The organism is Curvibacter cyanobacteriorum, assembly GCF_028649475.1.
GTDB lineage: Bacteria > Pseudomonadota > Gammaproteobacteria > Burkholderiales > Burkholderiaceae_C > Curvibacter > Curvibacter cyanobacteriorum.
In genome coordinates this window covers 524,916-548,851 of sequence record NZ_JAQSIP010000002.1, presented here as the reverse complement: position 1 = coordinate 548,851, position 23,936 = coordinate 524,916, and the positions used below count along the sequence as shown (strand labels likewise).

The 23,936-nt window shown below is 64.4% G+C and carries 24 protein-coding genes; 12 read left to right on the top strand and 12 right to left on the bottom strand.

The window, feature by feature from the left end:
• Positions 1–4: 4 nt before the first annotated feature.
• The 4 genes from dusA to PSQ40_RS05985 form a co-directional block, all read right to left on the bottom strand.
• Positions 5–1,015, bottom strand: a complete 1,011-nt coding sequence (dusA, locus tag PSQ40_RS06000) for a tRNA dihydrouridine(20/20a) synthase DusA (RefSeq protein ID WP_273949664.1) — start codon at positions 1,013–1,015, stop codon at positions 5–7.
• A gap of 316 nt (positions 1,016–1,331) precedes the next feature.
• Positions 1,332–3,851, bottom strand: coding sequence for a PAS domain S-box protein (locus PSQ40_RS05995; protein WP_273949662.1), 2,520 nt, complete (start codon positions 3,849–3,851; stop codon positions 1,332–1,334).
• Positions 3,852–3,871: 20 nt separating this feature from the next.
• Positions 3,872–4,672 carry an ABC transporter substrate-binding protein gene (locus PSQ40_RS05990; protein ID WP_273949660.1) on the bottom strand — a complete coding sequence of 267 codons (801 nt, stop codon included), beginning with the start codon at positions 4,670–4,672 and terminating at the stop codon, positions 3,872–3,874.
• Positions 4,673–4,782: 110 nt separating this feature from the next.
• Positions 4,783–5,157 (bottom strand): response regulator transcription factor, encoded by a 375-nt coding sequence (locus tag PSQ40_RS05985; RefSeq protein WP_273949659.1) that lies wholly within the window; start codon positions 5,155–5,157, stop codon positions 4,783–4,785.
• 130 nt (positions 5,158–5,287) lie between these two features.
• Here PSQ40_RS05985 and PSQ40_RS05980 point away from each other — a divergent pair, with 130 nt between their 5' ends.
• Genes PSQ40_RS05980 through PSQ40_RS05960 form a run of 5 tightly spaced genes read left to right on the top strand, consistent with a single transcriptional unit; the run spans position 5,288 to position 9,084 of the window.
• On the top strand, positions 5,288–5,935 hold the full coding sequence (locus tag PSQ40_RS05980; protein ID WP_273949657.1) for a response regulator: 648 nt from the start codon (positions 5,288–5,290) through the stop codon (positions 5,933–5,935).
• Positions 5,936–5,939: 4 nt separating this feature from the next.
• The gene (locus tag PSQ40_RS05975) at positions 5,940–6,686 is read left to right on the top strand and encodes a response regulator (protein WP_273949655.1); all 747 of its coding nucleotides are present in this window, start codon (positions 5,940–5,942) and stop codon (positions 6,684–6,686) included.
• Positions 6,687–6,723: 37 nt separating this feature from the next.
• On the top strand, positions 6,724–7,476 hold the full coding sequence (gene aat, locus PSQ40_RS05970) for a leucyl/phenylalanyl-tRNA--protein transferase (RefSeq protein ID WP_273949653.1): 753 nt from the start codon (positions 6,724–6,726) through the stop codon (positions 7,474–7,476).
• A 7-nt stretch (positions 7,477–7,483) separates the two neighbouring features.
• Positions 7,484–8,230 (top strand): arginyltransferase, encoded by a 747-nt coding sequence (locus PSQ40_RS05965; protein WP_273949651.1) that lies wholly within the window; start codon positions 7,484–7,486, stop codon positions 8,228–8,230.
• A 53-nt stretch (positions 8,231–8,283) separates the two neighbouring features.
• Complete coding sequence (locus tag PSQ40_RS05960) at positions 8,284–9,084, top strand: IclR family transcriptional regulator (protein ID WP_273949648.1); 801 nt, start codon at positions 8,284–8,286, stop codon at positions 9,082–9,084.
• Positions 9,085–9,301: 217 nt separating this feature from the next.
• Here PSQ40_RS05960 and pbpG read toward each other — a convergent pair whose 3' ends face one another.
• The 6 genes from pbpG to PSQ40_RS05930 all read right to left on the bottom strand — a co-directional run bounded on the left by pbpG (position 9,302) and on the right by PSQ40_RS05930 (position 16,735).
• Positions 9,302–10,324: a D-alanyl-D-alanine endopeptidase gene (gene pbpG / locus PSQ40_RS05955; RefSeq protein WP_273949646.1), complete on the bottom strand. Its 1,023-nt coding sequence runs from the start codon at positions 10,322–10,324 to the stop codon at positions 9,302–9,304.
• 117 nt (positions 10,325–10,441) lie between these two features.
• Positions 10,442–11,980 carry a 2-isopropylmalate synthase gene (locus PSQ40_RS05950; protein WP_273949644.1) on the bottom strand — a complete coding sequence of 513 codons (1,539 nt, stop codon included), beginning with the start codon at positions 11,978–11,980 and terminating at the stop codon, positions 10,442–10,444.
• 235 nt (positions 11,981–12,215) lie between these two features.
• Positions 12,216–13,055 (bottom strand): CDP-diacylglycerol--serine O-phosphatidyltransferase, encoded by an 840-nt coding sequence (pssA, locus tag PSQ40_RS05945; RefSeq protein ID WP_273949642.1) that lies wholly within the window; start codon positions 13,053–13,055, stop codon positions 12,216–12,218.
• Between the two features lie 155 nt (positions 13,056–13,210).
• The gene (gene ilvC / locus PSQ40_RS05940; RefSeq protein WP_273949640.1) at positions 13,211–14,227 is read right to left on the bottom strand and encodes a ketol-acid reductoisomerase; all 1,017 of its coding nucleotides are present in this window, start codon (positions 14,225–14,227) and stop codon (positions 13,211–13,213) included.
• Between the two features lie 127 nt (positions 14,228–14,354).
• The gene (gene ilvN, locus PSQ40_RS05935; protein ID WP_273926081.1) at positions 14,355–14,846 is read right to left on the bottom strand and encodes an acetolactate synthase small subunit; all 492 of its coding nucleotides are present in this window, start codon (positions 14,844–14,846) and stop codon (positions 14,355–14,357) included.
• A 116-nt stretch (positions 14,847–14,962) separates the two neighbouring features.
• Positions 14,963–16,735: an acetolactate synthase 3 catalytic subunit gene (locus PSQ40_RS05930; protein WP_273949638.1), complete on the bottom strand. Its 1,773-nt coding sequence runs from the start codon at positions 16,733–16,735 to the stop codon at positions 14,963–14,965.
• Positions 16,736–17,018: 283 nt separating this feature from the next.
• On the opposite strand from PSQ40_RS05930, the gene PSQ40_RS05925 reads away from it, so the two are divergent.
• The 6 genes from PSQ40_RS05925 (at position 17,019) to PSQ40_RS05900 (ending at position 20,474) form a co-directional block, all read left to right on the top strand.
• Positions 17,019–17,585: an RNA polymerase sigma factor gene (locus PSQ40_RS05925; protein WP_273949636.1), complete on the top strand. Its 567-nt coding sequence runs from the start codon at positions 17,019–17,021 to the stop codon at positions 17,583–17,585.
• Between the two features lie 29 nt (positions 17,586–17,614).
• Complete coding sequence (locus PSQ40_RS05920; RefSeq protein ID WP_273949929.1) at positions 17,615–18,034, top strand: DUF3619 family protein; 420 nt, start codon at positions 17,615–17,617, stop codon at positions 18,032–18,034.
• 107 nt (positions 18,035–18,141) lie between these two features.
• Positions 18,142–18,855: a DUF3106 domain-containing protein gene (locus PSQ40_RS05915; RefSeq protein WP_273949634.1), complete on the top strand. Its 714-nt coding sequence runs from the start codon at positions 18,142–18,144 to the stop codon at positions 18,853–18,855.
• Between the two features lie 24 nt (positions 18,856–18,879).
• On the top strand, positions 18,880–19,416 hold the full coding sequence (locus PSQ40_RS05910) for an RDD family protein (RefSeq protein ID WP_273949632.1): 537 nt from the start codon (positions 18,880–18,882) through the stop codon (positions 19,414–19,416).
• Between the two features lie 51 nt (positions 19,417–19,467).
• A complete protein-coding gene (locus PSQ40_RS05905; protein WP_273949631.1) occupies positions 19,468–19,884 on the top strand; it encodes a diacylglycerol kinase in 417 nt (138 codons plus the stop codon).
• The gene (locus PSQ40_RS05900) at positions 19,881–20,474 is read left to right on the top strand and encodes an LOG family protein (protein ID WP_273949629.1); all 594 of its coding nucleotides are present in this window, start codon (positions 19,881–19,883) and stop codon (positions 20,472–20,474) included. Before PSQ40_RS05905 ends, PSQ40_RS05900 begins: the two co-directional genes overlap by 4 nt.
• 129 nt (positions 20,475–20,603) lie before the next feature.
• Here PSQ40_RS05900 and PSQ40_RS05895 read toward each other — a convergent pair whose 3' ends face one another.
• Positions 20,604–20,942, bottom strand: coding sequence for a P-II family nitrogen regulator (locus tag PSQ40_RS05895; RefSeq protein WP_273926073.1), 339 nt, complete (start codon positions 20,940–20,942; stop codon positions 20,604–20,606).
• Between the two features lie 50 nt (positions 20,943–20,992).
• Positions 20,993–22,666: an NAD+ synthase gene (locus PSQ40_RS05890; protein ID WP_273949628.1), complete on the bottom strand. Its 1,674-nt coding sequence runs from the start codon at positions 22,664–22,666 to the stop codon at positions 20,993–20,995.
• A gap of 93 nt (positions 22,667–22,759) precedes the next feature.
• Here PSQ40_RS05890 and PSQ40_RS05885 point away from each other — a divergent pair, with 93 nt between their 5' ends.
• Positions 22,760–23,932, top strand: a complete 1,173-nt coding sequence (locus tag PSQ40_RS05885; protein ID WP_273949626.1) for a GNAT family N-acetyltransferase — start codon at positions 22,760–22,762, stop codon at positions 23,930–23,932.
• Positions 23,933–23,936: the final 4 nt, after the last annotated feature.

Here is a 23,936-nt window from a genome sequence, read left to right as displayed (position 1 = left end):
CGACTCAGTCCAACGCGGTCGCCGCGCTGGGGCTGCCTTCGTGGGCCAGGGCCATGACCTCATGGGGGTTGCGGTCACGCAGGCGGTGGTCGCTCCACACCTGGCGCCAGCGGCGTGCGCCTGGCAGGCCATTGCGCAGCCCCAGCATGTGGCGCGCAATGCTGTGCCACGAGGTGCCATGTTCGGCCTGCTCGCGCAGCATGTAGTCACACATCTGCCGCTCCACCGACTCCCGGCTGAGCTCGCGGGCCTCAGCGCCCCAAAAGCACGCGTCCCAATCGGCCATCACCCAGGGGTTGTGGTAGGCCTCGCGTCCGACCATCACACCATCCACCTGCTGAAGGTGATCCGCCATCTGGGTGTTGAGCGTGACGCCGCCATTGACAGCAATCGTGAGCGCCGGAAACTCGCGCTTCAATTGGTAGACCAGTTCGTAACGCAGCGGCGGGATCTCGCGGTTCTCCTTGGGGCTCAGGCCTTGCAGCCAGGCGTTGCGGGCGTGCACGATGAAGACCCGGCACCCGGCTTCGCTGACCGTGCCCACAAAGTCACGCACAAACTCATAGCGCTCAATGCGGTCGATGCCGATGCGGTGCTTGACCGTCACCGGCACGTGATCCACCACGTCGAGCATGGCCTTGACGCCATCGGCCACCAGACCCGCCTCGGCCATCAGACAGGCCCCAAAGGCGCCACGCTGCACCCGCTCGCTGGGACAGCCGCAGTTCAGGTTGATCTCGTCATAGCCCCACTGCTCGCCCAGGCGAGCACAGTGGGCCAGGTCGGCGGGCTCGCTGCCGCCCAACTGCAGCGCCACCGGGTGCTCTTCGGCGTTGTAGCGCAGGTGCCGCGCCACATCACCATGGATCAGAGCGCCAGTGGTCACCATCTCGGTGTAGAGCAGGGTGTGGCGCGTGATCAGGCGGTGCAGGTAGCGGCAATGGCGGTCGGTCCAATCCATCATCGGGGCCACCGAGGTGCGCCAGGGGCTGTAAGAGCTTGGGGTGTCTTGCATAAAAATGGGGCGGCGCGCCGAGGCGACCCACCGGGGCCTGCGGCGCAACTGGAAGAGAAGATCCCGGTGCCATGCCAGGGCAACCACACGGGCGCGGGGCCTGGGGCCCCTTTTGCGTCGGGGCGGCAGCGGCCGCAACAGCGGGTATTTTCGCCGAAAACCACAGTGCCCCCTGCCCCTGGGGTGATCGCGGCGGTGCGCCGGGGCGGACGGCAATGTGGCGGTGCAGCGCCCTGCCCCTCGCGCCCCTCGCGCCCCTGCGCGGCCCGGCCGCCCGGCGACCTCCGCGCGCCCTCAGCCCAGCCTCATAGCGCACTCATGGCGCACTCATGGGCACGGTGTCAGGTCCGGTGCGGGCCGGGAAGGCAATCACGAACAGGGCGCCCTGGTCGGGCATGTTGCGGGCATGGATGCGGCCGCCATGGGCCTCGACGATCTTGCGGCAAATGGCCAAGCCCAGCCCGGTACCCCCAGAGCCGTTCTTGGTCTTGCTCGACTGCACGAAGGCCTCGAAGATCTTCTCCAGTTCGGACTCCGGGATGCCCGGGCCGTGGTCGCGCACGGTGATCACGATCTCGCCTTGCACGCTCATCTCGGCGGTCAACTCCACCACCTGCTGGTCGGGCGAGAACTTGACCGCGTTGGCCAGCACATTGCGGATCACCTGCTGGAAGCGCATCGGGTCGGCCCGGGCCACCAACGGTGCCTCGGACAGCTCCAGCGACAGGCTCAGGTGCTTGCGCGCCAGCAACGGGCCCAGCTCGCGCGCCACAGGCCGGATCAGCGAACGCAGGTCCACGCTTTCGAGGTGGAAGGTGCCCACCGTGCTCTCGATCTTGGACACGTCCAGCAAGTCGTTGACCAGGGCCAGCATGCGCTGCCCCGAGGCGTTGATGTCCTGGAACATGCCGGTGATGCGCTCATTGCCGCGGCCGCGCATCAAGCCCAGTTCGGAGAAGCCGATGATCGACTGCAGGGGCGTGCGCAGTTCATGGCTGATGTTGGCCACAAACTCCGACTTGGAGCGCGAAGCCTCCTCGGCCACGTCGCGCGCCTCGCGGATGGCACGCTCGGCCTCGCGGAACTCGGTCACGTCGGTCAACACGGTCAGCACCCCGATCAGCGCCCCGGACTCGCTGGGCACTTTGACCTTGCTGATCAGCGCATCGCGCATCCCTTGGTCAAAGCGGGTGATGCGGGCTTCAAACCGCATTTCACCGCCCAGGGCGTTGAGTTCTTGCTCGGCACGCTCGTGCAGCAGGGCTTCGTTGGCGGGCAAAAACTCCGCCAGGCGCTTGCCAATGACCTCGGAGCGCTCGTAGCCCTTGAACTGCTCCCAAGCCTTGTTGACCATCACCAGGCGCCCCGAGTCGTCGGCCATCGAGGTTGGCTGTGGGCTGATCTCAAGCATCAGGCCGATCAGGGACAGCTGCATTTGCAATTGGCGCTGGGTCTCGAGCAGCTCGGTGATGTCCACCGCGCTGCCCGCAAAAGCCGTGATCTGGCCGCCCACCAGCAGCGGCACCACCGCCAGCTCAAAATGGCGGGTGCGCCCGTCGGCCCCCAAGGTGCTGGCCCGGCAATGGCGCACGCCATCGAGGTGGTCCAGCGCGAACAAGGCAGCGCGGTCGGTGGCGCGCTCGGGCACCAGCACATCCAGCACGCTTTGGCCCAGCGCCTGGTGGGCCTTGGCCCCCAGCAAGGCGGCCCAGCGGGCGTTCACATAGGTCACGACGCCCGAGGCGTCGGTGCGGAAGATCAGCTCCTGCAAGCTGCGCAGCAGCACGCTGAGCTCGCGCTCACTGCGCACCACCTGGTCGCGGGCCCGGTCGAACAGCACCCGCGACCGCTCGCGCGAGCGCAGGCTGCGGTACAGCATCAGGGACATGCCCAGCAGCATGAACACCACCACCAGCCCGGCAATCAACACCGGGCGGGCCCGCGCGAGCCAACGCTGGGTTGACGAGGCCACGGCCTGCTCCACCAGCACCACCACCGGCCAGACCCGTGAGGCGCGGAACGCCACCAGCACCCCTTCGGTGCCCGATTCACGGTAGCTGCCGTGCTCACGCTCCGCCAGGCGCTCGCGGAACAGGCTGTGCCCCGCCAGGCTGGTGCCCGGGGCATCGACCATGTCGCCGGTGTTGGTGAGGACCGCCCCGCTGTAGGTGGTCATGACCACCGACAGGGGCGCATCACCGATGGCTTGGCGCTGGAAATTGACCAACGCGTCCGGGTTGATGAAGGCCACGGCCAGCAGGCTCTGTCCGGTCTTGAGCCCGAAGCTGTAGAGCATCGGGATGCCGTTGACCCCGGGGCGCAAGGTGCTCCGGTTGAAGCCGACCTCAAAATCGGCCAGGGCGCGACCGCGCAGCAGCGGACCCAGCAAGGTCTGCCCCGGCGCCGGGCGCGGCCCCAGCGGGCGCAGGTCGAGCAGACGCCCGGTTTCCGACCCGTTGGAGCTGGTCACGATCTTGCCCTGGGCGTCAACGATGGCCAGCGATCGCACAAACGGTACCCCCGCCAGGGCCTGCGCCCATTGGCGGCCCATGCTGCCCAGATCGTCGGGCGAGTCGTGCAACACAATGGTCTCGGACAGCGCGCTCAGCACCACGGCCACGGCGTCAAAAGAGCGCGTGGCCTGGTCCTCAATCACCCGCGCATACAGCGCCTCTTGCTGCAGATCCTGGTCCACCACCTGCTGGTGCCCACGCAAGGACATCCACACGATGGCCACCAGCAGCAGCACCGCAAACAGAACGCCTGTGAACAGCGCCACCTGGCTGGACAACCACAGCGTGCCTGTGGAGCGACTGGAGAGATCGGGACGACGCACGGGCGGGCCTGGCAAATGCGTCAGTTGCGCACCACGATGCGCGACAGGCCATGGCGTTTGGCCATCTGGTCCAGCCGACCATCGCGCTGCACGCGGCCCACAAACTCGTCCACGAGCTTGAGCCAGGCGTCATCACCAGGCCGCACCACATGGCCGTAGGGCAGCACATGGAATGGGGTGGGTGACGAGATCAGGTTGGCCCAGTCGGCGTTGTCCAGCAGGCGCCGGCTGTAGGGGTAGTCGGTCATGAACACGTCAATGCGACCGGCTTCGAGCTCTCGCTCGCGGGTCAGTGGCGGCTTGATGCTGACCAGCTTGGCCTGCTTCAGGTAAGCGGCCATCACCGGCTCCATGAAGGTGCCTGCTTGGACCCCGACCACCACGCCTGGTTGATCGATGTCTGCCCACTGGCGCACCACCGAGCTGCTGCGCGTGGCAATGGCGTAGATGTCGCTGCTGAGGTAGGGGCGCGTGAACTTCAGCTGCTGCATGCGCTGCGGCAACATGCCGATGGCGAACATCGCCACGTCGCAACGGTCGCCCAGCACATCGGCCACCAGGCTGGGGAAACTCGAGTCCACGAACTCCACACGCCAGCCCTGGTCCGAGGCCAGCGCCTGGGCCAGGTCGATGTCCAGACCGCCCAGTTGCTGGGTGCGCGGGTTGCGGTAAGTGATGCCGTAATAGTCAGGCCAGACGCACACACGGACCACCTTGCTGCTTTGCACGCGGTCGAGCACCGGCCCTGCCCAGGCGGAAACAGCACACAGGAGGCCGCCGGCCAGCAGGCAAGCCAGACCCCCAACACGGTTCAATCTCATGGACCAGTCTCCAAGATCATCAAGCGCCAATCAAAGCCCTCGGGGCGAACAAGGCCTCAAGGTGGACACGGTGGCGTCGGCCTGCGGGCCGACCCCAACCGACGACAGGCTCAGGGCGTGCCTTCTTCCAGTTTGTGGATGGTTTCGATCAGCTGCAGCAGGCTGAAAGGCTTGACGAGGTACTCGTCAGCACCGGCGGCAAAACCGGCCGCACGGTCTTCGCTTTGCCCCCGCGCCGTCAGCAAAATCACTTTGGCGTGGGACAATTCGGGCGCTGCCTTGATGCGACGACACACCTCCAGACCGTCCACGCCCCCCGGCATCATGACGTCCAGCAAAACAAGGTCGGGCTGCAGCTCCTCAGCCATGGCCAAGCCGGTTTTTCCGTCCGCGGCCTCGAAGATTTCATAGGCCACAAACTCCATCGTCATGCGCAAAAGCTTGCGAATATCCGCATGGTCGTCGACGATCAGTATTTTTTTCATAGCAAAGCCTCGCAATAATTCAATAAATTACCCTGAGGGGTGATTTTTGACTGTATTTGCATATCATATAAATTATTTTTATCATTTGTCAAGTCTTTTTCAACATCAGTCGTGCCAAAATAGCGAAGCCATGAATCAAGAAGACAACCCAACGCGAGATCACTACACCACACTGGAGGTCGCCGGCCTGCTCGGGATGGCGGTGCGCTCGGTCCAGTTGATGGTGGACCGTGAAGAGCTGGAGGCTTGGAAGACCCCCGGCGGGCACCGCCGCATCTCTCGGGCTTCGGTCGAACGCTGGATCGCCTCCCGGCGCCCCGCCAGTGCCCAGGGCGATCGCAACTTCGGCGATGCCCCGCGCCCCCACACCCAACACGGTGGGACCCGCCTGTTGCTGATTGAAGACAGCACCCACTTCCAGAATTTGGTGTCGATGCTGGTGCGCCAGCACTTCCCGTCGGTGGAACTGCGCGTTGCCGATGACGGCATCGCCGGTTTGGCCATTTACGGGCAGTTCCAGCCGGACATCCTGATCGTGGACATCCTGCTGCCTGGCATCGATGGCCCGACCCTGATCACCAGCCTGCGATCGCACCCCCAATTTGCGCGCAGCCAGCTGATCGTCATCACCTCGCTCGACGAGTCACAACGCGCGCCCTACGCTTTCGCCCTGAAGGGCGTGCGCGTGATCCACAAGCCGCGCCTGGTGGCCGAGTTGCCGGGCTTGCTGTCGCAGTTGCTGCCCGAATCCGCACCCGCCCAAAAAACCAGTCTTTGAACCCATGCCCCGCGTTCTGCTGATTGAAGACGATGCCTCGATCCAGCGCTTTGTCGAGTTTGCGCTCGAGGAGATGCCCCTCGATTTGCTGATCGCGGGCTCGGTTCAAGAAGCCCTGGGCTTGCTGGCCCAAGGCCCGGTGGACCTGATCCTCACCGACCTGATGTTGCCCGGTGAATCGGGCATCGACCTGCTGGAGCACCTGCGGCAGCACCCCGAGGTGGCCGGCGCGGCCCGGGCGGTGGTGTTCAGTGCCGGTCTGACGGTGCCGATCCAGGCGCAGCTGCAGGCCCTGGGCGTGTGGCGCATGCTGTCCAAACCCATCTCGGTGATGGACCTCATTGCCTGCGTGGAAGAGGCCGTGGGCCTGACCAGCGCCACGGAAGACGACACCAACGCCGGCAAAGCCCCTTCGGAGACCCTGAGTCCGGCCGAAGTCGCCGCGGTGCAAGCGCATTTCAACGGCGACACCGCTTTCTTTTTGCTGTACCGCGGCACCTGCGTGACCCAATTTGCCAAAGACATCGTCACCGGCGATCAGGCCGCGGCCACGCTGGACCTGATGGGCCTGCGTCGCCTGGGCCACAGCCTCAAGACCGTGCTGCAAACCCTGGGCGAAGCCGCCGCGTCACAACAGGGCAAGGCCCTCGAGTTGGCCGCCGAACAGGCCGACGGCCACACCTCGCTGCTGTACTGGACTGAACTCAAGGCCTCCTTGCAGGCCCTGATGCAGCGCCTCCAGCCGCGCTGAGCCGGCTGTTGCACCCCGCCACCTTGCCAAGCCTGCCATGCCTGAGCCGCAAGCCACGCTGACCTGGCTGGAGCCCGGCGACCCCTTTCCGCCTGTGGACCATGCCTGGGGCCCACACACGTCGGCGCCCGGCCTGCTGGCCGCTGGCGCCGACCTGAGCCCCGACACCCTGGCCCAGGCCTACCGCCAAGGCATCTTCCCCTGGTACAGCGCGGGACAACCCATTCTGTGGTGGTCGCCCCCGGCCCGCATGGTGCTGCCTGTGGCCGAGTTCCGCCTGCGCCGCAGCTTGCGCCAGGCCATGCAGCAGTTCAGGCGCCAGCCAGGGTGCGAGATTCGCTTTGACCACGACTTCGAAGCCGTCATCCGAGCCTGCAGCGCCGCCCCGAGGGCCGGTCAGCAAGGCACCTGGATCACCGAGGACATGATTCAGGCCTATGTGCGGCTGCACCGCCTGGGTTTGGCCCACAGCGTGGAGACCTGGATCGACGGTCGCCTGGCGGCGGGCCTGTATGCCATCCAGATCGGGCAAGCGGTGTTCGGCGAATCGATGTTCACCCGCGTCACCGATGGCTCCAAACTGGCCCTGGCCACCTTGGTGGACTGGTGCCTGGCGGTGGGGGTCGAGGCCATCGACTGCCAGCAAAACACCCGCCACCTGGCGTCACTGGGCGCACGGGAAGTGGACCGCGCCGAATTCAGCCAATGGCTGCAGCGGGTCACTCCGATGCCCGCCCCGGCCTGGACCTTGAATTCCGTATACTGGAACCACGTCAGCCGACTGAGGTAGAAGTCCCGTGACCCAGCTCAACGATCTGCCCCTCCAAGCCCTGCAGTACTACGCAACGGCCCCATACCCCTGCAGCTACCTGCCCGACCGCCAGGCCCGCTCGCAAGTGGCGACGCCAGGGCACTTGATCCACAACAGCATCTACTCCGAGTTGGTCGCGGTGGGGTTCCGGCGCAGCGGCATGTTCACCTACCGCCCCTACTGCGACGGATGTCAGGCCTGCCAGCCGCTGCGGTTGCGGGCGGCCGACTTCCAGCCCAGCCGAAGCCAGCGACGGGCCTGGCGGCAACATGCCGACCTCGAGGTTCGGGTGCTGAAACTGCATTTCTCGCCTGAGCACTACCAGCTCTACCTGCGCTACCAGGCGGGACGCCACGCCGGCGGCGGCATGGACCAGGACAGCATCGACCAATACACCCAGTTCCTGCTGCAAAGCCGGGTCAATTCGCGCTTGGTGGAGTTCCGCGACCCTCCGGGCCCCGAGGCCAGCGCAGGGCGCCTGCGCATGGTCAGCATCCTCGATGTGCTCGACGACGGCCTGTCCGCGGTCTACACCTTCTACGACCCCGACCCACGGGCCAGCCTGGGCACCTTTGGCGTGCTGTGGCAGATTGAACAGGCGCGCCAGATGGGCCTGCCCTACGTGTACCTGGGCTACTGGATCGAGGGCAGCGGCAAGATGGACTACAAGGCGCGCTTTCACCCCCATGAAGTGCTTGGAGAGCAAGGCTGGGAGGCGGTGGAGGTCAAATAATCGCGCGCTCGAATTTCACAGGGTAAAATGCAACCATTCCCCTATTGTTTGCAATGCGAAAACGAGATACCCCCCTGCCCACCACGCCGAGCATCCAAGTGATCGAGCGCATGTTCGCGCTGATCGATGTGCTGGCCTCGCGCGAAGAGGCAATCTCGCTGAAGGAAATCAGCGAACGAACGGGCCTGCACCCCTCGACCACCCACCGCATCCTCAACGACCTGGCCACCGGCCGCTTCGTCGACCGCCCCGAGGCCGGCAACTACCGATTGGGCATGCGCCTGCTCGAACTGGGCAACCTCGTGAAGGCCCGCCTCAGCGTGCGTGACGCCGCGCTGCACCCGATGCGCGAATTGCACAAGCTGATCCAACAACCCGTGAACCTCAGCATGCGCCAGGGCGATGAGATCGTCTACGTCGAACGCGCCTACAGCGAGCGCTCGGGCATGCAGGTGGTGCGGGCCATCGGCGGCCGGGCGCCCTTGCACCTGACCTCGGTGGGCAAGCTTTTTCTGTCTGTCGACGACCCGCAGAAGGTGCGTGCCTACGCCACCCGCACGGGGCTGTCGGGCCACACCCGCAACAGCATCACCCAACTGCCGGTGCTGGAGCGCGAACTCTCCAAAGCGCGCCAGTACGGCATTGCACGCGACAACGAAGAACTCGAACTCGGTGTGCGCTGCATGGCGGCCGGCATCCACGATGACCAAGGCAAGCTTGTGGCGGGCCTGTCGATCTCGGCCCCGGCCGACCGCCTGGACGAGAGCTGGCTGCCCAAGCTCGAAGCCACCGCCGCCGAGATTTCGGCCGCCCTGGGCTACCAAGCCCCGCACCGCCCGACCAGCGCAGCCTGACGCGCCCTGCCCGTGCGCCCGTGGCCACCCACAGGCCGTGCCCGCCCAGTGGGCCCCGCACAGCCTGGGCCTCGTGCCGGATCCCTCCAAGCCAAAAGGCCTGACGCTCGCGCGTCAGGCCTTTTTCAAATCAGATTCAGTTCGGCAACAAGGCCCGGGCACCGCGGCACCAGGGCCTGACCCAACGCGCCCCCCAATCAGGGCGCTACACAGGCCCTCAACCGTTGCTGTGGGCGGTCATCACCGGGTGGTTGGATTCGACCCAGCGGCGCACGCGTTCGGCGTCCCCAATGCGGCTCAGCTTGCCCGCGGAGTCCAGGAACACCATGATCAGCTTGCGGCCCGCCACCTTGGCCTGCATGACCAGGCACTGACCAGCTTCGGAGATGTAGCCGGTCTTTTGCAGACCGATGTCCCACGCCGGGTTCTTCACCAGGCGGTTGGTGTTGTTGTACTGCAGGGTGCGGCGGCCAACTTCAACCTGGTAGCCCGGCGACGTGGTCAGCTCACGCAGCATGGGGTCGGCATGGGCCGCCCCCACCAGGATGGCCAGGTCACGCGCGCTCGACTGGTTCTTGCTCGACAGGCCGGTCGGCTCCACATAGCTGGTGTCCGCCATGCCCAGGGACTTGGCCTTGGCGTTCATCAGTGCCACAAAGGCCGACAAACCACCGGGGAAGGTGCGCCCCAGGGCGTGAGCGGCGCGGTTCTCGCTCGACATCAAGGCCAGGTGCAGCATCTCGCCGCGGCTCAGCGTGGACCCCACGGCCAGGCGCGAGCTGCTGCCTTTTTCGGTGTCGACATCGTCTTGGGTGATGGTGATGCTCTCGTCGAGCGGCAGCTTGGCTTCGCTGACCACCACGCCGGTCATCAACTTGGTCAGCGAGGCGATCGGCAGCACCGCCTGCATGTTCTTGCTGAACAACACCTCGTGCGTGTCCTGGTCGACCACCAGGGCCACACTGGACTTGAGCGCCAGCGGATCGGCCGCACTGTGCAGGCCCGCCAACTGACCATAGGACGCTTTGGCAGGCACCACGGCCGCCGCACGCGCCACCTTGGCCACCTTGGCGGCGCGCGGTTGTTGCGACACCTTCTGGACCGCCGCGTGACTGCGGGCCACCGGAGCCTTTTTGCGTTCTGCGGCTTGTACCCCGGTCACCGAAAAGGCCAGAACAAGGGCTGTGAAAGACAGAAAACGGTTCGTGCGGCTCATGCGGGCAATCGAAGAAGGGGTCATTCGGGCTCTCCGTGAGGACAACGGCTGTAACTCACGTTAACGATAAAGAAAAACCCACGCAAGATCAATCACTTGCGCGAGTCTTTTCATGCTCATCCAGAATTATAGAGAGCCGAATCAGCCTTGTGCAGCGACGCGGTCCGCTTTGCTCTGCAATTTATTGAGTGCGCTCAGGTACGCCTTGGCCGAGGCCACCACGATGTCCGGATCGGAGCCCACGCCGTTCACCACGCGACCGCTGTTTTGCAGACGCACCGTGACTTCGCCCTGGCTTTCGGTCGAACCGCTGATCGCGTTGACCGAGTACAGCACCATCTCGGCACCACTCTTGACCAGCGACTCGATCGCCTTGAGCGAAGCGTCCACCGGGCCGTTGCCGTCGGACTCGCCGCGAACCTCCTTGCCATCGACCGTGAACACGATCGAGGCGCGCGGACGCTCGCCGGTTTCGCTGTGTTGCGACAGCGACACCAAACCGTACTGCTCCTTCTCGGCGGTGACGCTCTCATCGCTGACCAGGGCCAGGATGTCTTCGTCAAAGATCTCGCTCTTGCGATCGGCCAATTCCTTGAAGCGGGCGAAGGCCAGGTTCACTTCTTGTTCGCTCTCGAGGCTGACACCCAGTTCTTGCAGGCGCTGCTTGAAGGCGTTGCGGCCGCTGAGCTTGCCGAGCACGATCTTGTTGGCGGTCCAGCCCACGTCTTCGGCGCGCATGATTTCGTAGGTGTCACGCGCCTTGAGCACGCCATCCTGGTGGATGCCCGAGGCGTGGGCAAAGGCGTTGGCCCCGACCACGGCCTTGTTGGGCTGCACCACAAAGCCCGTGGTCTGGCTGACCATGCGGCTGGCGGCCACGATGTGCTGGGTGTCGATGTTGAGCGCCAGGTTGAAGTAATCGCGGCGGGTCTTGACGGCCATCACGACCTCTTCGAGCGAGCAGTTGCCTGCGCGCTCACCCAGCCCGTTGATGGTGCACTCGACCTGACGCGCGCCACCGATCTTGACCCCGGCCAGCGAGTTGGCCACCGCCATGCCCAGGTCGTTGTGGCAGTGCACCGACCAGATGGCCTTGTCCGAGTTCGGCACCCGCTCGCGCAGGGTCTTGATGAAGTTACCGTACAGCTCGGGCACGGCATAGCCCACGGTGTCGGGGATGTTGAGGGTGGTGGCGCCTTCGTCGATCACGGCCTCGAGCACACGACACAGGAAGTCCATGTCGCTGCGGTAGCCGTCTTCGGGGCTGAACTCAACGTCCGACACCAGGTTGCGGGCGAAGCGCACTGCCAGCTTGGCCTGTTCGAGCACCTGCTCGGGCGTCATGCGCAGCTTCTTCTCCATGTGCAGCGGAGACGTGGCGATGAACGTGTGGATGCGCGAGCTGTTGGCACCGCGCAGGGCCTCGGCTGCGCGCGAGATGTCGCGGTCGTTGGCACGCGACAAAGAGCAGATCGTGGAGTCCTTGATGGCGTTGGCGATGCTTTGGACGGCTTCAAAGTCACCATTGGAACTGGCGGCAAAACCGGCCTCGATCACGTCCACGCGCAGGCGCTCGAGCTGGCGCGCGATGCGCAGCTTCTCATCCTTGGTCATGGATGCGCCCGGCGATTGCTCACCGTCACGCAATGTGGTGTCAAAAATGATCAGCTTGTCAGTCATGGGGATCTCCGGAAATGTTTGATTTGGCCCAGAAACAAAAAGGCCCGCAACAGATGACTGGCGGGCCTCGCAGGGTAACTCTGAAGTCAGATGTACGCGCTCAACCCGCCTTGCTTAGCAGGAAGGCCACTAGCGACAGCACAGCCAACGACAGGGTCTCAATCTTGAGAAGTGTCGAAACGGTGATTCGCAGGGAGTGGGACACACGCATCATTTGACTTTAGCACAGCTCGGTTTATTTGTGCAGGCCGCGCTCGTCGGGTTCGTCAGTGGAAGTACTGATGACGCTGGTCTGCATGCCCTTGGTGCGACGCCACAGGTAGACGCCGTAGCCGCTCAAGCCATAGATGACAAACAAGCCAAACAACACCACCGGCGGGTGGATGTTGATCACTGCAATGCCCAGGGCGATCAGCACGATGACCGCGAACGGCACGCTGCGCTTGAGGTGCACTTCCTTGAAGCTGTAGAAGGGCACGTTGGTGACCATGGTGAGGCCCGCGTACAAGGTGAACGCGAACGTGATCCAGGTGACCTGGGTCCAGCTCAGCCAGGCCGAATCCCCACCTCGGATGCCGGCATCGGTCACCAGCCAGATCAGCCCCGCCACCAGGGCCGCCGCGGCAGGCGAAGGCAAGCCCTGGAAGTAACGCTTGTCGACCACCGCGGTGTTGACGTTGAAACGGGCCAGGCGCAAGGCCGCGCAGGCGCAATACACAAACGCCGCAATCCAGCCCCAGCGGCCCAGCCCCTTGAGCGCCCACTCGTAGGCGATCAGCGCGGGGGCTGCACCAAAGGACACCATGTCGGCGAGCGAATCCATCTGCTCGCCGAACGCGCTCTGGGTGTTGGTCATGCGGGCCACGCGCCCATCCAGGCTGTCGAGCACCATGGCACAGAACACGCCCACGGCGGCGAGGTCAAAACGCCCATTCATGGCCATCACGATCGAGTAGAACCCCCCGAAGAGGGCCGCCAGCGTGAACAGATTGGGCAGGACGTAAATGCCTTTTCTGCGCTTTGGCAGCACCACCTCGTCCACGGTGTCGGGTGATGACGGCTTGCCATCGTGCATGAAACATCCTCCAAGTAAAACCAAGCGCAACGCAACACAAGGGCGTGCAGCCCAAGCGTGGGAGTTTAAGCCACGCGCTGCCCCACCCCACAAAGAAAAGGGCCACCCGTGGGTGGCCCTTTCGCGATGGGGAACGGCACGGGCCGTTCTCGACATCAGTTGCGGGTTTGGTCAACCAGCTTGTTCTTGGCAATCCAAGGCATCATGGCGCGCAGTTGGCCACCGACTTGCTCGATCGAGTGGTCAGCGGTGTTGCGGCGGCGAGCGGTCATGCTCGGGTAGTTCAGACGGCCTTCCTGGATGAACATCTTGGCGTAGTCACCGTTCTGGATGCGCTTCAGGGCGTTGCGCATGGCAGCGCGCGACTGCTCGTTGATGACTTCCGGACCGGTCACGTACTCACCGAACTCGGCGTTGTTCGAGATCGAGTAGTTCATGTTGGCGATACCGCCTTCATAGATCAGGTCGACGATCAGCTTGAGTTCGTGCAGGCACTCGAAGTAGGCCATTTCAGGGGCGTAGCCGGCTTCGACCAGGGTTTCGTAACCCATCTTGATCAGTTCGACAGCGCCACCGCACAGCACGGCTTGCTCGCCGAACAGGTCGGTTTCGGTTTCTTCCTTGAAGTTGGTCTCGATGATGCCGGCCTTGCCGCCACCGTTGGCCATGGCGTAGGACAGGGCCAGGTCACGGGCCTTGCCGCTCTTGTCTTGGTGCACAGCCACCAGGTGGGGCACGCCGCCGCCTTGGGCGTAGGTCGAGCGCACGGTGTGGCCCGGGGCCTTCGGGGCCACCATCCAGACGTCCAGATCAGCGCGCGGCACGACTTGGTTGTAGTGCACGTTGAAGCCGTGAGCGAAAGCCAGCGAAGCGCCTTGCTTGATGTTCGGGGCCACGTTGTTGGTGTAGACCTCGGCGATTTGCTCGTCGGGCAACAGGATCATGACCACGTCGGCGGCCTTGACGGCGTCGTTGACTTCCATCACGGTCAGACCGGCCTTGCCGACCTTGTCCCACGAAGCGCCACCCTTGCGCAGACCGACCACGACCTTCACGCCGCTGTCGTTCAGGTTTTGAGCGTGGGCGTGGCCTTGCGAACCGTAACCGATGATGGCAACCGTCTTGCCCTTGATCAGGCTCAGATCACAATCCTTGTCGTAAAAAACTTTCATGCTGCTCTCCAGTGAAATTAGGTTTGGCGATAACGCCCAATGACAGGCTCAGGGCGAACGCTTGGAACAATCGCCATGGCAAAGATCGGTACGCGTTGAGCCCGTCCAAACGCGTCCGAACGGAAACTCAAACGCGCAGTATTCTCTCACCCCGGCCGATGCCGCTGGCGCCGGTGCGAACCGTCTCCAGAATGGCGCTGCGGTCGATGGCCTGCAGGAAGGCGTCGTTCTTGGACTGGTCGCCGGTCAGCTCGATGGTGTAGCTCTTCTCGGTGACGTCGATGATGCGACCGCGGAAGATGTCCGCCATGCGCTTCATTTCCTCACGCTCCTTGCCCACCGCGCGCACCTTGACCATCATCAGTTCGCGTTCAGTGTAGGCACCTTCGGTGAGGTCAACCACCTTGACCACTTCAATCAGGCGGTTCAGGTGCTTGGTGATCTGCTCGATGACGTCATCCGAACCGGTGGTCTGGATGGTCATGCGCGACAGGCTGGGGTCTTCGGTGGGGGCCACCGTCAGCGATTCGATGTTGTAGCCGCGGGCCGAGAACAGACCCACCACGCGAGACAGGGCGCCTGCCTCGTTTTCGAGCAGGACAGCAATGATGTGCTTCATAAGGGATTCCTCTTTTCGCCGCCCTCCCCTGACCACGGTAATGGCCAGGCTTGGCGGGCAATAGATTCGTCAGAAAAAGAAGGTTCGCCACCCGACGCGGGCAGCGACCTCGCGTGTCAGAGGTCTTCCGACCCCAGCAGCATTTCGGTGATGCCCTTGCCGGCCTGCACCATCGGGAACACGTTCTCGGTGGGGTCAGTGCGGAAGTCCATGAACACCGTGCGGTCCTTGAGCTTGCGGGCCTCGCGCAGGGCGGGTTCCACGTCTTGCGGACGCTCGATCAGCATGCCCACGTGGCCATAGGCCTCGGCCAGCTTGACGAAGTTGGGCAGCGCATCCATGTAGCTGTGGCTGTAGCGGCCCGAGTACTCGATCTCCTGCCACTGACGCACCATGCCGAGGTAGCGGTTGTTCAACGCGCAGATCTTGATCGGCGTGTTGTACTGCAGGCAGGTGGACAGTTCCTGGATGTTCATCTGCACCGAGCCTTCGCCGGTGATGCAGAACACTTCGCTGTCGGGCTTGGCCAGCTTGATGCCCATGGCGTAGGGAATGCCCACCCCCATGGTACCCAGACCACCGGAGTTGATCCAGCGGCGCGGTTCATCAAAGCGGTAGTACTGAGCCGCCCACATCTGGTGCTGCCCCACATCGGAGGTGATGTAGGTGTCGGCGTCGCGGGTCATGTTCCACAGCGTCTCGACCACATACTGGGGCTTGATGACTTCGCCGTTGCCGTGGTCGTACTTGAGGCAATCGCGCTTGCGCCAGCCTTCAATGGTGTCCCACCAGGCGCCCAACGCCGACGCGTCAGGACGCTGGCTGCTTTCGCGGATCATGCTGATCAGCTCGCCGAGCACGTCCTTGACATCGCCCACGATGGGGATGTCGACCTTGACGCGCTTGGAGATGCTCGACGGATCGATGTCGATGTGGATGATCTTGCGTTCGTTCTGGGCGAAGTGCTTGGGGTTGCCAATCACGCGGTCATCGAAACGGGCCCCAACAGCCAGCAGCACGTCGCAGTTCTGCATCGCGTTGTTGGCTTCGACCGTGCCGTGCATGCCCAGCATGCCCAGGAACTTGCGGTCCGACGCCGGGTACGCCCCCAAGCCCATCAGGGTGTTGGTCACGGGGTAGCCCAGCAACTCGACCAGGGTGCGCAGTTCTTGCGTGGCGTTGCCCAGCAAGACACCACCGCCGGTGTAGATGTAGGGGCGCTTGGCCGTCAACAGCAACTGCAGGGCCTTGCGGATCTGACCGCCGTGACCCTTGCGCACCGGGTTGTAGGAGCGCATTTCGACCGACTCGGGGTAGCCGGTGTAGGGAATCTTCTTGAAAGAGACGTCCTTGGGCACATCCACCACCACGGGGCCGGGGCGACCGCTGCGGGCAATGTGGAAGGCCTTCTTGATCGTCATGGCCAGATCACGCGGGTCCTTGACCAGGAAGTTGTGCTTGACGATGGGACGCGTGATGCCCACGGTGTCGCACTCCTGGAACGCATCGAGGCCGATGGCTGCCGTGGGCACCTGACCACTGATGATCACCATCGGGATGCTGTCCATGTAGGCGGTGGCAATGCCGGTCACGGCATTGGTCAGGCCCGGACCCGAGGTCACCAGCGCCACACCGACATCGCCCGTGGCGCGGGCGTAGCCGTCGGCCGCATGCACGGCCGCCTGCTCATGGCGCACCAGCACGTGCTGGATCGTGTCTTGCTTGTAGAGCGCGTCGTAGATGTAAAGAACCGCACCACCGGGGTAGCCCCAGATGTACTTGACACCTTCGGCTTGCAGACCCTTGATGAGGATTTCGGAGCCCATCAGCTCTTGCGAGGGCGAAGCCGCTGCGGCGGCAGAGGCCAGTTCGGCCTTTGAAACTTCCATGATCAACCTTTGTGAATTTCTCTGACGAAAAACCTTGGGTGCCCCTTCCCGAACTCTTGTGGAGCCGCGTCGGGACTTAGGACCACAGCCATGAGCGCACTGATTCTTGCGCCGGACGGTGACCCGTTTGCCGTTAATTTGCTTGCGCATTATCGCATCCGTTGCACGGAAATCATGCAACGCAGCAAAATTTAGGGTTCGCGGTGCCATAATCCGCGCCAAACGGGACGCATCAAACGCCCCGCCCCACCGTACACCGCATGGTTGTCATGCCAGAGCCCACTTGGCCACCGAACAAGAACTATCGGATTTTCTGAAGAACGTGGAGAAGCGCGCCTTCAAGCGCTCGCTCTACCACGTCCGCAACGAAGAGGCCGCGCTCGACATCGTCCAAGACAGCATGATGAAGCTGGCTGAACACTACGGCGACAAGCCCGCAGGCGAATTGCCGATGTTGTTCCAGCGCATTCTGTCCAATTGCACCCTGGACTGGTTCCGCCGTCAGAAGACCCGAAACGCCCTTTTCTCCAGTTTGAGCGACTTTGATGGCGCTGGTGACGAAGGCGACTTTGATTTACTGGAAACTTTTAGGGGGGCCGACCCCTCTGAGCAGACGGAAAGCGCCGAAGACACCACACGCCGGGCCCAAGTCTTGCGTGCAATCGAAAGCGAGATCCAAGACCTGCCAGCACGTCAACGGGAAGCCTTCCTCATGCGTTACTGGGAGGAAATGGACGTGGCCGAGACCGCGGCCGCCATGGGTTGCTCCGAAGGGAGCGTGAAGACACACTGCTCCAGAGCCGTTCAGGCTCTGGCGCGGGCATTGAAGGCAAAGGGATTACAACCATGAAGACATCGCTGCAACACCCCCCTTCCATGATGACTGCTGAAGACGTGCTGGGCGCCCGCATCGCGGCCCGCCTCGATGCTGGCACACAAGACCTGCCCTACGAGGTCTCCGAGCGACTGCGCGCGGCGCGCATGCAGGCGCTGGCCAAACGCAAGGTGGTCGCTGCCGTGCGCACCGCGCCGGCCGTGGTACACCAAGGTGGCGGCACCGCCGCATTGCAATTTGGCGGGGGCGACCATTTCAGCCTCTGGGGTCGACTGGCCTCGGCCCTCCCCTTGCTGGCCCTGGTGGCCGGCTTGTTTGTCATCCAGGCCGTCCTGGACGATGATCGCGTCAATGAAATTGCCGAAGTGGATGCAGCACTGCTGACCGACGACCTGCCGCCGCAGGCCTACTCAGACCCTGGCTTTGTTCAGTTTCTGAAAACCCAAGCCACCGAAGCCCGTTGACACTGCCCTTCATGCCCCTGGACACCCGGCCAACCCCAACTCCAACCCCCAGCCATCGCCCGAGCCTTGCCAGCCGCTTGGTCACCTGGGTGTTTTGGGCCACGGCCGTGCCTGTTGCACTGGCACAAGGCGGCGCCACCGCCAGCACGGAAGACAACCAAGCCGCCGAGCTGAGCCACCCACCCTTGGGCGCCACCGCCAGCCTGCCCCCCCCCGCCACGGCGACGCCCCCTTCGGTCACCCCCACGGCCAGCAAGCCGGCGGCCAAGGTGGCCACCCCGAAACCTGTCACGACGGTCAGCAAGCCCCTGTGGAACGAGCTGACCCGCCGCCAACAGGAAGCCCTCGAGCCTCTGTCAGACCTGTGGGATCAGCTCAGTGAAGCCCACAAGCGCAAATGGATTGCGTTGTCGCACAACTACCGCAGCCTGTCGGACGATGAGAAAGAGAAGCTGCACAGCCGCATGACTGAATGGGTCACCTTGACCGTGCAAGAGCGCATCCAAGCGCGGCTGAATTTCGGTCAGACCAAGCAATTGGCCCCCGACAACAAAAAAGCCCAATGGGAGGCCTACCAGGCCCTCAGTGACGAAGAACGGCAGAAACTCGCCAGCCAGGCCATGCCGCACCCCGTGGGTGCCGCTGTGCCCGTCAAACCGGTGGCACCCCAAAAATTGACCCAGCTGCCACCGCCCAAAACAGACAGCCGCCAATCGGGCAAAATCCAGACCGGGCCGCATCATGTGGACATGCACACCTTGCTGCCCCAATCGCAGGTGACCAGCCGGAGCACCACCACCACATCCTCCCGCAGCCAATGAGCGGGGCTCTCTGACCTCAGACCGATGGCCGCCACAGGCAACCCTTCCTCTCCCGCGACCCCGCCTTCTGCGCCCCCCCTGCCGGCCCCTGCCCTGAAGCGGCGCATGGCTTGCTGGATGTACGAAGGCATGCTGATGTTCGGGGTGGTCTTCATCTCGGGCTACCTGTTCAGCACCCTGAGCCAAACCCGCCACGCCCTCGACAACCGGCATGCGCTGCAGGCCTTTCTGTTCGTGATTTTTGGCATCTACTTCACCTGGTTTTGGGCCAAGGGCCAAACCCTGGCCATGAAGACCTGGAACATCCGCGTGGTCGACCGCCAGGGGCGGGCCATCAGCCAGGCACGCGCCTTGGGCCGCTATGTGCTGAGCTGGCTCTGGTTGATCCCGCCACTGGGTGCGGTGGCACCGTTCAACCTCAGCGGTGGCGAAATCGCGGTCATCGTCACCGGCTGGGTGGCGGTTTGGGCGCTCTTGAGCCGCTTCCACCCCGAAGGCCAGTTCTGGCATGACGCCTGGGCCGGCACCCGCCTGATTCACTCGACACCGCTCAGCCGCTGACCGCAGCGCCTTCGAGCCCGACGCCACCGCGCCCTTCGGCCACCCTGCCCCATGGCCACCGATCCAGCGCCCACCCCAGCCGAGCCGCTCAGTCGGGCTTTGCCGCCCAAGCGGCGCGGGCTGAGCCGCCTGTGGCACGCGTTCCAACACTCGCTCGCTGGGCTCCAGACCGGTTGGCACGAGCCCGCCTTCCGCCAGGAAGCCCTGGCCGCCGTGCTGCTGCTGCCCCTGGCCCTGTGGCTCGGCCAAAGCTGGGTCGAGCGCGCCCTGCTGGTGGGTGTGGTGCTGCTGGTGATGGTGGTCGAGTTGCTCAACACCGGCATCGAGGTGGCGATTGACCGCATCAGCCCCGAGTGGCATGCCCTGTCCAAGCGCGCCAAGGACCTGGGCAGTGCCGCCGTCCTCCTCAGCCTTTTGCTGGCCCTCTTCACCTGGGCCAGTGCCCTCTGGAATCGATTTTCACCATGACGCGACCCGCTTTCTCCCTGGCCGTTTACTGCGGCTCCCGCCCCGGTGTGGACCCCGACTTTGCCGCCTGCGCCACAGCGGTGGGGCACTGGATCGGGCAGCATGGTGGCCAACTGGTCTATGGGGGCGGCAACAACGGCCTCATGGGCCTGGTGGCGCAGGCCACGCAGGCCGCGGGCGGGCGGGTGGTCGGGGTGATTCCGACCGCCTTGGTCGAGCGCGAATTCGCCAACAAGGCCTGCGACGAACTCCACATCGTGGACAACATGCACCAGCGCAAAGCCATGATGGCCGAGCGGGCCGATGCTTTCCTGGCCATCCCGGGCGGCATTGGCACCCTGGAGGAGCTGTTTGAGGTCTGGACCTGGCGACAACTGGGCTACCACAACAAGCCCATTGGCCTGCTGAACCTCAACGGCTACTACACCCAGCTGCTTGATTTTCTCGACACCAGTGTCGCCAGTGGCTTCATGAGCGACTGGCAGATGTCCCTCATCCACAGCGGCCCCGACGCCCACACCCTGCTGCCGCAGTTGGTCCAGAACGCGGGCCTGAGCCACCAAAGCCCGCTGCTGAGCAGCCAGCTGTAACCAGGCCCCAGGCCCCCGCCCCTTTTAGCAGCCGGGGGCTCGCCGCCGCGCCAGGCGAAAAAAAACGTGGCCGCCCACGGAGGCGCGCCACGTGCTGGGGGCCACCCCGGGCCACAGCCCGGACTGCACTCAGACGGCGGATTCGTCCTGCTCGCCAGTGCGGATGCGCACCACGCGCTCGACGGCGGTGATGAAAATCTTGCCGTCGCCGATCTTGCCGGTGCGGGCCACGCGAACGATCGCGTCCACGCAGCGGTCCACGTCGTCGCCCTTGACCACCACTTCAATCTTCACCTTGGGCAGGAAGTCGACCACGTACTCGGCACCACGGTAGAGCTCGGTGTGGCCCTTTTGACGACCAAAACCCTTGACCTCGGTGACGGTCAAGCCGGTCACGCCGCACTCGGCCAGGGCCTCGCGGACCTCTTCCAACTTGAACGGCTTGATGATGGCGGTGATCTGTTTCATGGATTGAATGCTCCTTTTCGTGAATCTGGACTGGGCTGAGGCCTGCGCGCTCAAGCCCGGAATCGGCTGGTGATAGGGTAACGCCAATCTTTGCCGAAACTGCGGTGGGTGACACGAATCCCCACCGGAGATTGGCGCCGCTTGTACTCGTTGATCTTGATCAGGCGGGTCACGCGCTCCACATCGGCCCGCGCAAAGCCGGCCGCCACCAGGCTGTCGATCGGCTCGTCGTTTTCCATGTAGCGCTCAATGATGGCGTCCAGTACCTCATAGGGCGGCAGGCTGTCCTGGTCCTTCTGGTCGGGCCGCAGCTCAGCGCTCGGCGGGCGCGTGATGATGCGCTCGGGGATGGGCGACGCCCCGGTGCCGTAAGGGTCATGGGCGTTGCGCCAGCGGGCCAGCTCAAACACCACGGTCTTGGCCACGTCCTTGATGACCGCAAAACCCCCAGCCATGTCGCCGTACAGCGTGCAGTAGCCGGTGGCCATTTCGCTCTTGTTGCCGGTCGTCAGCACGATGGCACCAAACTTGTTGGACAAGGCCATCAGCAAGGTGCCACGGATGCGGGCCTGCAGGTTCTCTTCGGTGGTGTCTTCGGCCAGTCCGGCAAAGTCGCTGGCCAGTGAGGCCTTGAAGGCCTCGAACTCCGGCACGATGGAAATCTCGTCGTACCGCACGCCCAGGCGCTGCGCCATGTCACGGGCATCGATCCATGAAATGTCCGCGGTGTAGGGCGAAGGCATCATCACGGTGCGCACCTTGGCTGCGCCCAGCGCATCCACCGCGATGGCCAGCACCAGCGCGGAGTCAATGCCCCCCGACAAGCCCAGCAACACGCCCGGGAAACCATTCTTGCCGACGTAGTCACGCACGCCGGTGACCAGCGCGTCCCACAGTTCGGCCATCGGCGACGGCGCCACCAGCGACGACGCCGGCTGCACCTCGAACACACGCTGCGAACCCGTCCCCTGCAAAGCCATCAGGGACACGGCCTCCCGGAAGCTGGGGCACCGGGCCGCCAAGCTGCCATCGGCCTGCAAAGCAAACGAGGCGCCGTCGAACACCACCTCGTCCTGGCCGCCGACCAGGTGGGCATAGACCAGGGGCAAGCCCACGGCGCGGGCACAGCTGGCCATGCGCTCCAGGCGCTCCTGCGACTTGCCCACATGGAACGGCGAGGCATTGATCACGGCCAGCAACTCGGCACCCGCTTCGCGGCTGCTGCGGGCCGGAGCGTCAAACCACGCATCCTCACACACCAGCAGGCCGACGCGCACGCCCTGGACCTCGAAGACACAGGGCCGATCGCCCGGCGTGAAGTAGCGGCGCTCATCGAACACCTGGTAGTTCGGCAACTCGCGCTTGCGGTAGGTGGCCAGCACGCGCCCTTCGCTGAGCACGCTGGCGGCGTTGAAGCGGCGCGACACCGAGACCGAACGCGCCCGCTCGTGGTCCCCCAAGGGGTGCCCGACCACCACGCACAGGTCTTTTAACCCCGCCAACGCGTCTGCCACCTGTTTCACGGCATCATCACACGCCGCCATGAAGGCCGGGCGCAGGTACAGGTCCTCTGCGGCATAGCCGCAAATGGACAACTCGGGGGTCAGCACCAGGCGCGCGCCCTGGGCGTGGGCGGTTTGCGCTGCATCGATGATCTTGCGAGCATTGCCAGGCATGTCGCCCACGACAAAATTGAGCTGAACGACGCAGATTTGGAGAGTCATGAGAACAGAAATTGCGGTGAGAGCCGGGTCAAAACACCAAGGTCGTGCCGGGGGCTGGGTCCCCGGGGGCCTCTGGCTGGCAGGATCCAGCGCATGAGCCGCGACGATTATCTCATCCGGGTACAGGACTCGCTGGCCGCACTGCCGGAGTCCCTCTGGGACGGTTTGCTGGCCGCCCAAGCGCACCCCACGCCGTTCATGCGCCACGCCTACCTGCGCGCACTCGAGGACAGCGGCAGCGCCGAGCCCACCACGGGCTGGTTGCCGCAACTCATCAGCGTGTGGCGCGGCGAGGTGCTGCAGGCCGCTTGCGTGCTCTACATCAAGAACCACTCCTACGGTGAATACGTGTTCGACTGGGCCTGGGCCCGGGCCTACGAACAGCACGGTGTGCCCTACTACCCCAAGGCCGTTCTGGCCGTGCCCTTCACCCCGGTGCCCGGCACGCGGCTGCTGGCCGTGGATGCGCCCGCCCGCCAGGCCCTGCTCAACGCCGTGCTCCGGCACTGCGAGCAGTTGCAGCTGTCCTCCTTGCACCTGCTGTTCGGCAGCCAGGAGGACTTGGCGACCTGCGAGGCGCTGAAGCTCATGGCGCGCCACACGGTGCAGTTCCACTGGGAGAACCAGCACTACCGTGACTTTGACGACTTTCTCATGCACCTCAACCAGGAGAAGCGCAAGAAAATCCGGCAGGAGCGCCGCAAAGTCGAACAAGCCGGTGTGCAGTTTCGCTGGTCCCGGGGCGCCGACATCACCGAGGCAGACTGGGATTTCTTCTACCGTTGCTATGAACGCACCTACCTCGAACACGGCAACCCGCCTTACCTGACCCGGGCGTTCTTCCGTGCGCAGGCCGAGCAGCAAAGCGAGTCATGGCTGCTGTTCGTGGCGGAGCGGGCAGGCCAGGCGATCGCCAGCAGCCTGATTGCCCTGCAAGAATTCACACCGCCTGACGGGCCCACCCAGCGCACCGCCTATGGCCGCTACTGGGGCGCGCTTGAGCGCGTGGATTGCCTGCACTTCGAGGCCTGCTACTACCAGCCGCTGGCCTGGTGCATGGCCCATGGCTTTGACCGCTTTGAAGGCGGCGCCCAGGGGGAACACAAGATGGCGCGCGCCCTGATGCCGGTGAACACCCACAGCGCCCACTGGCTGGCGCACCCGGCGTTCGCCGAGGCGGTGCAACGGTTTCTGGAGCGCGAGGGCGAAGGCGTGCAGCACTACCTGGCGGACCTGCGCGCACACAGCCCCTTCAAAGCGGCTTGAGCGC